Below are 14,273 nucleotides of genomic sequence, written 5' to 3' on the forward strand. Positions count from 1 at the left end.
ATCAACAAAAACATCCTAAATGAACGCCACTTTTTTCTCGACACAAGCAAAATTCAGAGCCTGGTTGGAAAAACATGCTACCAAAGAAACGGAACTGATTGTTGGTTTCTATAAAGTAACAAGCGGTAAGCCTTCCATGACGTGGTCGGAGTCGGTTGATCAGGCATTGTGCTTCGGTTGGATTGATGGTGTGCGCAGGTCCATTAATGCAGAAAGTTATTGCATCCGTTTTACACCCCGAAGAACGACCAGCATCTGGAGTGAAATCAATATTAAAAAAGTAGAAGCACTCAAAAAAGCCGGCCTAATGAAACCTGCCGGAATAAAAGCGTATGAATTACGCAAAGCGCATAAATCGGGAATCTATTCGCATGAAAAAGAACCGGTGGACCTTTCTGCTACGTATGAAAAAGAATTTAAAAAGAATCGAGTGGCTTGGAACTTTTTTAAGAATCAACCACCCTCTTATAAAAAAGTAATGATTCATTGGATCATGAGTGCAAAGCAGGAAAAGACGCAGCAAGCACGACTGGAGAAAACAATACGCACGAGTGCCGAACAGAAACGTGTGTTGTAAATTTCTAACTTCTTTCACCAATAAAAAAAATCCCCGCTTATTCAGCGGGGATTTCTAATATAATTCAAGGTACGTGTGAACCGTAAAGAGCAGTTTGAATTACATCAATACGATTTATTATTCGTTTAAGAAATCTTCAAATTGTCCGAATACACCTTTTACTTCAGGTTTTGCAGGATCACCTTCAAAAGCAATTTTTGCTTTGTCCGTGTATTTTAATTTTACAGTTCCTTCAGCAATTAATGCTCCGTTTTCGCCATCGCGGTGAGAATAAATTCTAACAGTAAAATCGTAGGTTTGACCCACTTTTAATTTGTCTTTGTTATCATACAAACATTGAATCGCTGCATAATCTTGAACAAATTGACTTTGGTATTGGTTATATTCACGAATTGCTCTGGTTGGTGATTGACGGTATTCGAATTTTTTTGATTCGATAACCGGTACCATGTTACTCCAAGCTGCAGATTTTTTTCTTAAGGTTTCTCTGTTTGTTTTTTTGCCACCCATTTCATACTCAATGTTGATTTGTTGTCCAGGGTATTTAACACTTGGAGGAACGCTGAAGAAAGCCATGAAGTTCATGTTTCCAGCCATGTCTAATTCTGTTTTGAAGTCAGCACCGTTTACACCAATTTTATCAGGATACCCTTGTTTTTGTAGATGATACCATTGCGCAGCAAAAACAACTTTGTCTACGTTTTTTGCATACACTTCGTTTTTCATCCACTCTGCTTTTTCTTTCTCTAATTTTTCAGTGTTTAACGAAGCAATAATCATATCCACTTTAGCTTGTGCTGTTTCCACATCCCAAGCTTCTAATTTCGCTTGATCTTTTGCCATTACATCCACCACTTTTCTTTTTGCATCCAATGTTGCTGGTCCGCCATTTGCGCTTTCTGATGATTGAGAAATTTGAGCTAAGATTCCTGGCTCTACCTCAATTACTTCAACATATCCTGTTGCACTAGCTGTTACCCAAGCATAAAAAAGTTTCACATTGTTTTTGCTAAAATAACTTTCTTTCATAGACAATTTCAATTGCGGCTCAGCACTTTTCTTTTTTTCGAAATAATGCAATTCATTCACAATTTTACCATTCGCTTCTTTTACAAATCTGAATCCGAATGATTTTTTATCTACTTTTCCAAAGTATTGTCCGGTAATTCCCAATTCATCTTTCTCTGCATTGAATGCTTCAAAGTTCCCTTTTATCTGCGCATTCATCTGAAATCCATAAACAAATAGCATTGCTATTGTTAGAATAATGTTTGTTTTTTTCATAGTAATCTGTTTTTGTTTTTTAACGATTTAATTGTATTGATTTATTTACTAAAGATTCCTTTGTTGCCATTTCTTCCATTCATCCCTGGAGAATACGACTGTGTTTTTGCTTTTCCACCCACTCCACCTGTTCCTCCGTTATTCGATACTGAAATTTTTATCGATGCTGCACCACTTCCTGAAACAACTACATTTCCGCCATTACCTGCATCGCCACCATTTCCACCATTACCGAAATCTACAGAGCCACTTCCACCATTTCCACCATTTGCATTGATGGTAAGTGTATTGTTGATGTTCATTTTAGATTCTACCAGCACACTTCCGGAATACGTATCTGTTATCACAATTTTGTTTACTTGCTCTCCATTGATTTGCATGGTGGTAACAGAAACATTCACACTCTTTCCATCTGCTCCGTTTTTCCCGTTGATTGTATATCCAACGGTACCGCCTCTTCCAGAAGCTCCTGAACTTCCTGAAAAATTATAGTTTACATCCGTTTTGTAATTAGCCGGACAACTGTATTTGCCTTTTATTTTTTTTGCATCGTACTTCGACCAAACGGTAATTTCAATTTTATCTCCTGGAATTTTTCTGCTATCGCTCGCCACTTTAAAATCACCACCTGCAAAATCTCCACCACTTACTTCTACATCAAAATCAATATAAGGTGTGAAGCCACCTAAATTTTTTGTTTTCAAAACTTTTCCGTTATCCAATGTAAATTCCACACCAATGGCAATGATGCTCAACAAACCCACTTCCGTTGGTTTTGTTACCGGTACCACATTAATCGATTTGATTGTTTTGCCTTTTAAGGTGTTTTCTTCTTCTTGTTTTGCAAGTAGTGCATTGTTCTCTTCTATGCGTTGTGTCCGTGTGGTAGATTGAAGTTCTTTGATTTTTGTACGATATTCATCCAATGTGCTTTTTTCATCTGCATAGCTTCTCACTTTCGAATCAGAGAAAATGTATTTTATGCTTGCACCTGTTTTTACACTATAGGAATAGTAGTAGATTTTTTTATCGATTGCAGAAATAACAATTTCGCTTGTTTCTGATTTAAAATAGGCAGGATACCCCGGCAAATCGGCTTGATATTTTTCTTCGATGATGCCCGCTCTGTTTACAAGTACTTCTGTAAAATTTTCACCTTCTTTTTTAAAGCTGATTGGCCATTGTTTTGCAGCCACTTCAAATTTGAAATTGCTTCCATTCTCCACCACTTTATTAACTGTGAAATTTCCGGAAGTCAATTTTGAGAGTTCTGTGTTTTGGCTTTCTTGCGCTTTCAGAACGAAAGGAGCAAGTGCTAAACTAATCATGATCAATGTATGTTTCATTCCCTGTATCATATTTACGGGGCAAACATAGGTGAGAATTGTTATTCATTTCGGCATACTTCACCAATAGCCAATTTAGTTCAGGAATGGACTTAAGCAATCACCGCTTCTTCGAATTCAACTTTTTTATACTTCGAAAGTTTTGCGATTAAACCGTTCGTTAGTTGAATGGAAAGTTCTGTTTTTGAGTAGTTAAGAATATGATTTTTTGCAATGATCCATGATTTGTGAACACGTATAAACGAAGTGTTTTCCGAAAAAATGGTTTCGAAGTGTTTCAGATTCTTGCTAACGGTATACTTTTTATCGGTAGTATGTACAAAAGAATACGACTCCTGCGCTTCAATGGCGATAATTGTTTCGATTGGAACAATGTGTTGTTGGCCTTTGTCGCTCACAACAATACTTTTCAATTGTTTGTTTTTAAGCGTATTGCTTAACAAAGACAAACGTTGTGCTTGCTGCTCCAGATTATATTGATTTTGAACTCTTCCAATGGCGCGTTTCAATCGGTCGATATCAATCGGTTTTAATAAATAATCAATTGCGGCTGTTTCAAAAGCACGAACAGCATATTGATCATACGCGGTTACAAAAATAATTTCAAACTCAATTTCTTGAAAAAAGTTTACCAATTCGTAACCGGCATAGTTGGGCATTTCGATGTCTAAAAATACCAGATCAGGCTTTTCTTTTTTAATGACCTCCACCGCCTCTAAAACATTTTCACATTTGGCAACCAATTCTACATCCGGACAAAAGCGGAGCAGGAGGTTTTGGAGCACATCACGTGCACTTTCCTCATCGTCAACCAATATGGCTCTGATTTTATTCATTTGTTGCAAATCTAATCGAGATTCCTGTTCTTTCCACATAAAATTCAGGAATCAACCTTTTTCATTCAGGAATAGACTAAAATTTATGTTTCACGGGGATGGTTAAAGTTACTCGGGTGCCAGTCGGAATATTATTTTCGTATAAATCTTCGTATTCGTATCCAAACTTGCTGTTCATCACATTGCTTAATATCTCGAACCGCTTCAGAATCGCCTTTCCTGAAAAGGATTCGTGCTCAGAACGTTGACGCACTTTGATTGCTTTTGCCTTTTCTCTTCCAATACCATTATCTACAATGGTACAAATAAGTGATTCCTTCATCTGAAAGTGAATCGTCAACTTCTTGTTTCCTTCTTTATGAAGTAAACCATGGACCAATGCGTTTTCAATAAACGGTTGAATCAACAAAGGTGGAATCATAATGTCGGCAGTATTGTCGATGGTGATGGTATACTCCAACTCCTTTTTAAATCGTAATTTTTCCAATGATAAATAGAGCTCCAGCAATTTTATTTCTTGTTCAAAATCCACAAAATCTTTATCCGAATAGTTTAAGGTACGTCTTACTAAATTGGAAAATTTAGTAATAAACGTATACGAATTATCAATATCTCCTTTCAATACCAAATCTTGAATAGAATTTAAGGCATTAAAAATAAAATGCGGATTCATTTGCGATTGAATCGCTGTGAGCTTTGAGAAATTGAGCTCATTAATCATTTCAGATTTTTTTCGTTGGGCATTCAACATATACCGATAAATCAAGGTGATAATTAAAATCACCAGTAAAGCTGTACCAATGATAAACCATCCTCTCAAATAGATGGGTGATAAAATGGAAAACGAGTAAGAAACAGTCTGACTGTACTTCCCACGGTTTTCTACTTTAATAACAAATGTATAGGTACCGGGACCCAAACCATTATAAACAATTTCGTTGTTAGAATAATTCCCAATCACCCAATTTTCTTCATACCCCAACAACTTATAATGGTATTTGATATTTTCTTTGTTGCGGAGTGTTGGCGAAGAAACCACAAATCGAAATTTTCGTTGATCATTGTCAAATTCTTGTGCATTTAATCCATCTATTGCACGATCATTCACCTCAATCTTGATTAACTTAATTAATGGTGGTTCGGTGCTGTTTTTTAGTTGATGGATGGATAGTTTTTGGACACCCTTTGAATGACTGATCCAAAGTTGATCGTCAATGATTTCGAAATCAAATATTTTATTGGTAGAAAAACCCTGCACTTTATTCAGCTGAATTAAAACAGTTCCTGTTTTATCAAACACAACAAGTCCTTCAGAAGAAAGGGTGTATAGCTGATTCTTATGCACAACCAGCTTGTGCACTTCAATCATTTTCTGATTTAGAATAGGAGAAATTTGTTGAATGGCACGATCATTTTCAAAGACAATAATTCCTCTATTTTTGGTTGAAACAAAAATGGATTTCCCGTCAGCGGTGATATCATTCGCAAATAATATTTCATCCTTATACGTGGCATTTTCAACTGCAAGATTTGTTTTTAAAATTTTCAACCCTTCAGAAGTTGCAATAAATACGCTTTTTGTTGCCGGCTCCAATTCAATGGAATACGTTCGCGTTTTAAAGGCATTAGAACGCTCACATTTAAATGAGTTTTCTCCAACTACTGTTATGTTACAAATGTTGGTATTTAATCCTATTAAAATATTCTTCTCATCAATAAAGGTTGCATCTTTTAAAGAACCCTCTAAAATTGTATTTATTTCCCCTGTTTTTCTATTATACGCTTTCACTTGACCATCATCAAAGATGATGTAAGGAAAATTGGGCCAACTGAATACCGATTGCAGTGGCCTGATGCCATTGTTTGATATTACTTTATACTGATTGTTTTGAAATGATAACAGTTGCCCTTGCAATGTCCCCATCACGATTCCTAAATCACTATCTTGTTCAATACTCACAACCGATTGCCCTTCCAAGGCAGGAACAACATCCGGAATTTCAAAATCAGGAATTACCAATACTCCTTTATTAAAAGTACTTAAAAGCAAATTTCCTTCGCTGTCTTGAAAAACATCTGAGATCAATGCATCCGAATACAATGTTTCGGAAAGTTGATTTTTCGATATGTCACCAATATACCTAACTCCCGATCTTGTTCCGGCCAACCAAAGTTGGTTGTTTTCATCATAAAATCGGAAAAATTCTTTGCTGTCCATAACTGGGCTTGCAAATAATTTTTTTAGTTCGAACGTATTTTCATTGAACGTATACACATCTTTCCCTGCAGTTGAAATAGCATATGCCTGATTATTCATCCGAAAAAATTTCAATACTCCATCAATTTTTTCTGAATCACAAAGAATTGGAGTAAAACTAATCTTCGTGTTATCAATAATTAATAATGAGTCTTTGCCTAACATGTAGGAGATGGTTCTACCCGACTTTGTGAGAAAAGGGAAACAGTAATAACTCGGGGGAGCAAATGCAATGTCGATTTTCTTTCCGGAAGGTTCAAAAAGCAATGCGGTTCTTGAAACCACGAGTAACTGATTGTTTGCAGTGATGGAAAGGTATACATCACTGGCGCGCTCATTGTCTTTAAATTCATAAAAAACAGAACAAACATCGTTTTCAATTTTAAAGAGTTGGCTATTGAGATTGTAGCAGAAAATTGTTCCCTCTTTGTTTTTTACAAAACCGAATGCCGACAAGCCTTTCATGTCAGAACATTCAATCCTTTCAAAGGTATAGCTATTGTATTTGTAAAAGCCTTGGTCGGTAGCAAACCAATAATTCAAATTATTGTCTTGGATAACATCATAAATTTGAACACCTTCAAATTCATTTTCCCCCAAAATGAAATAGGCAGGTTGTTGCGAAAAAAGCGATTGAATTCCGAAAAAAAATGAAACAATTAAAATGTGAAATTTCATTTCACGAAGATAATTTATTTTTCAGACGGAGATAAAAAGAAAAATTACATGCCCATGTCTCCACCACCACCTTCAAATCCACCGTTGTTTTGTCTGTCGGGGCGCGACTTTCTGGTTTCGGACATTTTACCAAAACGGTAACTAAATGTAAGCGTTGCCACACGTGATTCTCGTTTACGATTCATTTCCTGATAGAAAGCAGGATCATTGGCTCCGATAATCTGCATTTTACGCGCATCGGTTAAATCAGTAATATTCAAACTCAAAGTTGCATTTTTAAAAAGTTCTTTTTTCAATCCTAAATCCATCGAAAAAATAGATTTCACTTCCCCTTGCAATGTAGCTGTTGGGCCATTGTAATTTGCAGTAAATTGGATATCCATATTCTTCCAAACACGCATATTTGACAAGAATTTGATAATGTAACTAAGATTCTCATTTTGTAAATCAGCTTGTGCTCCACCATCAATTTTTGTTTGAAAACCATTCGCACTAAACGTAACATTCCACCATTTAGTAATATCCGATTTAATAATCACTTCCAAACCGTAGGATTGTGATTTATCTAAGTTGATAAAGGTAATTTCTGAAATGGTGCTGTCTGAAATGGTTTTATAGCGTTGAATTACACCATCGGTTTGACGAAAATATGCAGTTGTGGTAAGCACTCCTTTTGGAAAATATTTCATGTAACTCAACTCATACGAGTTTATGTATTCCGGTTTTAAATACGGATTTCCATAACGAACATTGTAGGGATCGGAATTGTCTTTAAACGGATTTAAATTTCTGACGTTAGGTCTGTTTATTCTTCTGCTATAGCTGATTTGTAGCTCTTGTTCTTTCTTTAATTTTTGTGAAAGGTGTAAAGAAGGAAATAAATTAAAATAATTATTTACAAATTTTTCTTCGGTCGTTAATAATTTAGAACTGGTATTCGCCTGCTCTGCGCGCAATCCAATTTGGTAACCGAAATTTTTAATTGCACCTGAGAATGTGGAATAAGCAGCATAAATATCTTCTGTATACAAGAAATTATTACTCAAATTTGTATCCAACGTAAATTCGGATAAAGTATAATCAAACAAATTAGACGTAAAATCACTCCCAATATTTCTCAATGTTGATTTAGCGCCCAGCTCCCATTTCATTTGATTCTTGAGCGGTTGAACATAATCTGCTTGCGCTGAAAGAATCGTGTTTGATGAAATTGTTTTTGTTTCCTGTTTAAATGGAGTTGTATTCTTCGGCTCATACTTCAAGGTATAATTCCGTTCCAAATAATTTTCGTTTCTTTTTCCTGCAGCATCCGAATAGGTTACATCAACAATAAACTCCTGCTTCGGTTTTGCAAACGTTTTACGATAATTCAAATTGTAATCCGTATTGGTAGGAATGTCACCGGTAACAATATCCCTGCTATAACTTGCCGATGTGATATCGTTGTTGTCCGCCTCAAAATAATTTACCGTTTCGTTGCTCGCTTCATCACCTAAATTGTATAATACAGAAACACCTATTGTATTTTTATCATTTAAGTAAAAATCAACTCCAGCTTTTATATTATGTGAGATGTTCTTATTGAGAGATGTAGAGTTCTGACGAAGAAAAAAGGTGGTGTCTGTTAAAAAGTTTTGACGTAAGGTGGAGCCACTGCCTGTTCTGTTATTGGAACGAAATCCATAATTCGCATACACATTCACCTTTGAGTTTCGATAACTCAAGGTTGCAGCAGCATTGTATTTGTCGCCCGTTCCGGCACCAACTGTAACGGAACCATTAAATCCATTCAATTTATTCTTCTTTGTAATGATGTTGATGATTCCGGACATTCCATCGGGGTCGTATTTTGCAGAAGGGTTGGTAATCAATTCAATACTTTCAATACTGCTTGCAGGAATTTGTTGTAAGATGGCCGCACGACTGGAACCGGTGATTCCGGAAGGTTTTCCATCAATTAAAACGGTCACATTTCCACTCCCTCGCATACTGATGTTTCCATCAATGTCCACAGACACACTGGGAATACTTTGCAAAACGTCAGAAGCGGAGCCGCCTTCACTAACAATGCTTTTTTCTACATTAAATACTTTTCTGTCGATTCCCAATTGAAGTGTACTCTTTTCAGTACTTACTTCCACTTCACCCAATTGTTCCGTATTACTTTTTAATTTGATTTCACCGAGATTTACTTCCGTTTGTTTGGGGCGAATTGCAATGGAATCGATTACCAGTTGTTTGTAACCAATAAAATTAATTTTCATGAAATAGCGTCCGAATGGAACCTCCGAAAGTTGAAAATCACCTTTTGAGCCGGCAATCACACCTGTTACCAAGGATGAATCTTTCAGTTTATAAAGGGCAATGGTCGCAAATTCAACCGGTGCTTTGGTTTTATTGTCTGCTACGCTGCCTTTGATTTTTCCAATAGCCGGAGGGGTTGATCCATCAGCATTTGGCCGGTTTTGAGCAGTAACAAATCCAGAAATGAAAATCAGGTAACTGATAAAGAGTAGTTTTTTAATATACACTGGGGACACAATTGTTTCGTTCACTAAAATACGAATTTTAGTTTTTGCAAAATTGTGTTTTCGACTAGCTACTGTTAAAAAGGTTTAAATTTCGACACTAAACGCCAAGATTAATCGCTTTTTGGCTAAGATTCTAGAATTAAAGCGATTTTTTGAATTAATGGAATCTCGGATTTTTGCCACAGATGCAAAGATTTTTTAATTTTTTGAATATAATCAGATTAAGACTTTTGCCACAGATGCACAGATTTATTTTCGGTTTTTGAATTGATCAGATTATAAAACATAACGTTTAAATTTTAAAGAGGCTTCGCCAAAATTAATTAACAGTCCGACTTTGCTTTTTGATATTGCTAGATAGTTAATTATTTGAGCTTGTTGATCAGGGGAAATTCCATTTTGAGCTTTTATTTCTACGATTATATTATTAATCACAAAATCTGCAACAAAATAATGAGGAAGTATAATCCCTTTGTATTCGATTTCATACTTCTTTTCACGTTCAAAATTTATTTGATTTAATTTTAGTTCATGTTCAAGAGCATCTTTGTATGCTACCTCAAGCAAGCCTTTTCCCAAACCGCGATGTACCTCCATGCATAAACCAATAATTTCAAACGTTTCTTCTTTCATCGGGAAATTATCTTTTGTATTGTAAATAATTTCCGGTTCTTCCCAAATAATCATCCTTTTTAAATTTAAATTACGTCTCTCAATCTATATAATAGCCTTGGCTATTATTAAAATCCTTCTTTTTCCTTTAAACGAATAATCTGTGCATCTGTGGCAATAAAAACACTACTACTAAATCGCGCAGATAAACAACTTATTATCGCGTTTATTAAAGATATTAAACAACGAGTTAAAGTTGACACTCGCAATAATGTAGTTGAAATCCATATAATAGCCTTGGCTATTATTAAAATCCTTCTTTTTCCTTTAAACGAATAATCTGTGCATCTGTGGCAATAAAAACACTACTACTAAATCGCGCAGATAAACAACTTATTATCGCGTTTATTAAAGATATTAAACAACGAGTTAAAGTTGACACTCGCAATAATGTAGTTGGTATGTGCCGATTTGTATTCTTCCTCAATAGATAGTATTTCCAAGTCTTTCAACTCTTTTCTATTTTGAAAACGGATATATAGTTTAATTGGAAAATCAAATTCCATTTGTTTGATTCCGTCTTCAATTTTATTGTTGCCATCTAAGGCTTTTTTCAGCTTTTTGTAAGCATACTTATAATCGTATGTTAATGCCGAAATATCGGATAACACAGCACTTCCGGTTGGGTGACTTCCGGCACCTTTCCCAACAAATGTTTGTTTACATGAAAATGCGCCTTCCACCTCAACAGCATTGTACTCATACAATACATTGTACAATTCACTTTCTCTGTCTACAAAATGTGGCAATGAATACGCTCTGAATTTATCTCCTACTTTTTGAGATACACCCAACATTTTAATACGCAAACCTCTTTGTTTAGCGTATAAAATATCATCATAACTCACATTCTGAATTCCGGTATTAAAGATATCATCCGGTTTTAAAACAATCCCGAAGGCGTGCACAGTTAATAATAATGTTTTGAATTTGGTATCAAATCCCGCAACATCTAACCATGGGTCGCTTTCCGCAAAACCATTTACCTGAGCATCTTTCAACACCTCCGCGTAATCTTTATTCTCCAACTCCATACGCGTAAGAATATAGTTACATGTACCGTTTAAGATTCCTTTCACGCTGCTCAAAAGCTCATTGTCGTAGTACTCTTCCAGATTCCGGATAATTGGAATGCTTCCGCCTGCAGATCCTTCATAAATTAAAGCAACATTGTTTTTCTCTTGCAGTTGATACAGTTCTTTGAAATTTTCTGCCAACATTTTTTTATTGGCCGTTACCACACTTACACCGTTGTTCATCGCATCTTTCACAATCGCGAATGCTTCGTCTGCATTGTCAATCAGCTCTACAATCACATTTAAATTATTTCTTTTTAAAATTTCTTCGCGATCATACGTAAAAAAAGCAGCATCAATCTTTCGCTTTTTGTTTTTGTCTTTCACACAAATCTTTTCGATGGTTGCTTTTAATCCTTGCGAATGATTTAATACATCGTACAATCCTTGTCCAACACAGCCAAAGCCAAATAATCCAATTGTAATATTCTTGTTTCCCATAATTTTAATCCGTTCTATTTTAATTTTTCGTTGCGAAAATACCTCACGACTTGTTGCTACTCAATCTAAATTAATCTGTTTCTTAGTAATTGATTCGTTTTACAGATGCAGTCCGCATTCCGTTTTCGACTTATTCACCCATCTGCCGCTTCTTCCTTTACCGGCTACCGTACAATGAAAACAACCCACAGAGCTATATCCTTGCGAAAGCAACGGGTGCTCCGGTAATTTGTGCTTAAGAATGTATTCTTTTGCAATGGCTTCATTTTGATCAATCAACGGAAAAAATTTAATGATGTCGTCTTTCTGTTCAAACACTTTTAAATTTTGTCGGTGTACATTTTGTGAGGCCATTAAACCGGAAACCCAAACCTCAAAATTTTCTTTTATTTTATCAATGGGTTCCACTTTATTAATCGAGCAACACAAGTCGGGATCAGAGTTCCACGTTTTATCTTGTTGTGTAAATTTATTCTTCCACTCTTCCGGTTTTACATCAATCAACTTCAAGTTCAACAGTGTTGTAAGAGCTTCTTTATATTCTATTGTTTCATTGAAATGATACGTGGTATCTAAAAAGTAAACCGTTTCTGCGGGACGTACTTTATGAAACAGATGCAATAAAAAAGCAGCCGTGGTTCCAAACGAAGAAGTGAACAACACTTTACCAAAATCGTTGTATAGCTCTCGAATCCGCTCTTCCGGAGAAAGTAAAATGTACTTTTTATTTAATGCTTCGATGTCCATTAAAAGAATGAAAAGATTAGTGTTTTAAAGCTAACAATTATTACAAGCATTCCAACCAAAATCAATCCCCATTTATTTGAAATTTTTGTAGACACATAAATAGAGATTGGTGCAGCAATCATGCTTCCGATAACCAAACCGAAGATAATTTGCCAATGACTTAACCCGATAATTGAAATAAAAGTTACAGTACTAATCAGTGCAACAAAAAATTTAGCAACATGAGACGATCCAATTGCATATTTAAAATTTCTTCCACCAGCAATGAGAGTTGTAGTAACAATCGGGCCCCACCCTCCTCCTCCTACAGAGTCTAAGAAGCCCCCAATCAAAGCAACCGGCTTAATACGTTTTATTTTCTTTCGTGTTTTAATATGTAAATTCAGTGCCTTACGCACAATAAGTACTCCTAAAACCAATGTATAAATAGATACGAATGGTTTAACATAACTGATATTGTCTTTACTGATATACGAAATGGCGAATGCACCAGCAATAGCACCCAATGCTCCAGGGATTAACAATGTTCTAAATAATTTATTGTTTACATTTTTGTATCTCATATACACTAATGAGGATGTTCCGGTTGAAAAAACTTCAGATGCATGCATACTTGCACTAGCCACAGCTGGCGTAATTGCGGGAATGCCAAGGCTTAATAAAAAAGTAGTGACACTAACTCCATAAGCCATTCCTAATGCTCCATCAATCATTTGAGCAACAAATCCTCCTAAGATATAAAGTAGAATAGAGGAGTCGACACTGGAAGCGACATCCGAAAAGTAAGTGCCAATAGTGGTTAACGGGACAAGGGTAAAAAACAAATGGCCAACAAGCATTAAGGCAATGACCGATAGCGCATACAGCGTAACGAACAAAATGCGTTTATTAAACTGTTTTTTTTGAACATCTTTTTGATCAATTAAAATTGCAGTGGCTTCATTGAGTTGCTTTACTTTATGCGCAAAATCGCCTTTTAACTGATTCCGAAATTTATTGAGGTTATCAATGCTTTGTTGTGTTTCATCCGGAAGTGCTTCATTAAAAACTTCTTTCAATCGTTTGGCCAGTGTTGGTGACTTTCCATTGGTAGAAATAGCAATTTTTAAATCGCCTTTTTGTACAATGGAGCCCAAGTAGAAATCACATAAATCAGGCGTATCTGCGACATTGATCAATAGTTTGCGCTTGGTTGCTTCTTCGCGAATCTGCACACTGATGGCTCTGTCGCCCGTAGCGGCTATCACTAAATCTTTTCCGTCCAAATCATTTACTTCAAAAGCGCGCTCGATTAAAATCAATTGAGTCGATTGTTCCTGAAATGCTTTTATTTCCGGAAGGATGGTTTTGGCCACAAGGGTTACTTTGGCTTGCGGACTATTATTTAAAACAGCAGAAATTTTTTCCAAACCAATGGCACCGCCACCCACAATCAAAACATGTAGTTGTTCTAATTTGAAGAAAACAGGAAATAAATGATTGGTGGATGCGTTTTTACTCATTGGATTACGAAAATAGTCTTTTTGTCAATTTCCTGTTGAAACAATGTTAATTTCTATTCAATTTTACACTTAACTATTGTTTAACTATTGTTTTAACACTTAATTTATTGTTTTTATACCATTTAAAAGTCTTTTAATTCATGTTTTTATTGGCTTTTTCCCTGAAATCAAAATTATGGTTAATGTTGATAACCAACACATTATTGCTCTCAAAAGCGTCTAATTGTGATTTTTGAATAAAATCTTTCATGTACGAAATTGAAATATTGAGCAAATCATTGTGCTTGTATCCAATTCCGGAAGAAATTCAATTCTGATCACCCCTT

General features: G+C 35.6%; 10 protein-coding genes. 1 reads left to right on the top strand and 9 read right to left on the bottom strand.

Going from position 1 to position 14,273, the window contains the following annotated elements; genetic code table 11:
• Positions 1 to 19: 19 nt before the first annotated feature.
• A complete protein-coding gene (locus IPP64_00195; GenBank protein ID MBL0327853.1) occupies positions 20 to 577 on the top strand; it encodes a YdeI/OmpD-associated family protein in 558 nt (185 codons plus the stop codon).
• Positions 578 to 694: 117 nt separating this feature from the next.
• Here IPP64_00195 and IPP64_00200 read toward each other — a convergent pair whose 3' ends face one another.
• From IPP64_00200 to IPP64_00240, 9 genes are all read right to left on the bottom strand, one after another.
• Positions 695 to 1,861, bottom strand: a complete 1,167-nt coding sequence (locus IPP64_00200) for a hypothetical protein (GenBank protein MBL0327854.1) — start codon at positions 1,859 to 1,861, stop codon at positions 695 to 697.
• A gap of 41 nt (positions 1,862 to 1,902) precedes the next feature.
• On the bottom strand, positions 1,903 to 3,207 hold the full coding sequence (locus tag IPP64_00205) for a hypothetical protein (GenBank protein MBL0327855.1): 1,305 nt from the start codon (positions 3,205 to 3,207) through the stop codon (positions 1,903 to 1,905).
• Positions 3,208 to 3,299: 92 nt separating this feature from the next.
• Positions 3,300 to 4,043 carry a response regulator gene (locus IPP64_00210; protein MBL0327856.1) on the bottom strand — a complete coding sequence of 248 codons (744 nt, stop codon included), beginning with the start codon at positions 4,041 to 4,043 and terminating at the stop codon, positions 3,300 to 3,302.
• Positions 4,044 to 4,119: 76 nt separating this feature from the next.
• Positions 4,120 to 6,978: a histidine kinase gene (locus IPP64_00215; GenBank protein MBL0327857.1), complete on the bottom strand. Its 2,859-nt coding sequence runs from the start codon at positions 6,976 to 6,978 to the stop codon at positions 4,120 to 4,122.
• A gap of 44 nt (positions 6,979 to 7,022) precedes the next feature.
• Positions 7,023 to 9,533, bottom strand: coding sequence for a TonB-dependent receptor (locus IPP64_00220; GenBank protein MBL0327858.1), 2,511 nt, complete (start codon positions 9,531 to 9,533; stop codon positions 7,023 to 7,025).
• A 252-nt stretch (positions 9,534 to 9,785) separates the two neighbouring features.
• A complete protein-coding gene (locus IPP64_00225; GenBank protein ID MBL0327859.1) occupies positions 9,786 to 10,142 on the bottom strand; it encodes a GxxExxY protein in 357 nt (118 codons plus the stop codon).
• A gap of 350 nt (positions 10,143 to 10,492) precedes the next feature.
• The gene (locus tag IPP64_00230) at positions 10,493 to 11,698 is read right to left on the bottom strand and encodes a homoserine dehydrogenase (GenBank protein MBL0327860.1); all 1,206 of its coding nucleotides are present in this window, start codon (positions 11,696 to 11,698) and stop codon (positions 10,493 to 10,495) included.
• A gap of 99 nt (positions 11,699 to 11,797) precedes the next feature.
• Positions 11,798 to 12,445 carry a phosphoadenylyl-sulfate reductase gene (locus IPP64_00235; protein ID MBL0327861.1) on the bottom strand — a complete coding sequence of 216 codons (648 nt, stop codon included), beginning with the start codon at positions 12,443 to 12,445 and terminating at the stop codon, positions 11,798 to 11,800.
• The gene (locus IPP64_00240) at positions 12,445 to 13,947 is read right to left on the bottom strand and encodes a TSUP family transporter (protein MBL0327862.1); all 1,503 of its coding nucleotides are present in this window, start codon (positions 13,945 to 13,947) and stop codon (positions 12,445 to 12,447) included. The genes IPP64_00235 and IPP64_00240 overlap by 1 nt, the downstream gene beginning before the upstream one ends.
• Between the last annotated feature and the right edge of the window lie 326 nt (positions 13,948 to 14,273).

It is taken from the genome of Bacteroidota bacterium (genome assembly GCA_016722565.1).
Taxonomy (GTDB): domain Bacteria; phylum Bacteroidota; class Bacteroidia; order 2-12-FULL-35-15; family 2-12-FULL-35-15; genus 2-12-FULL-35-15.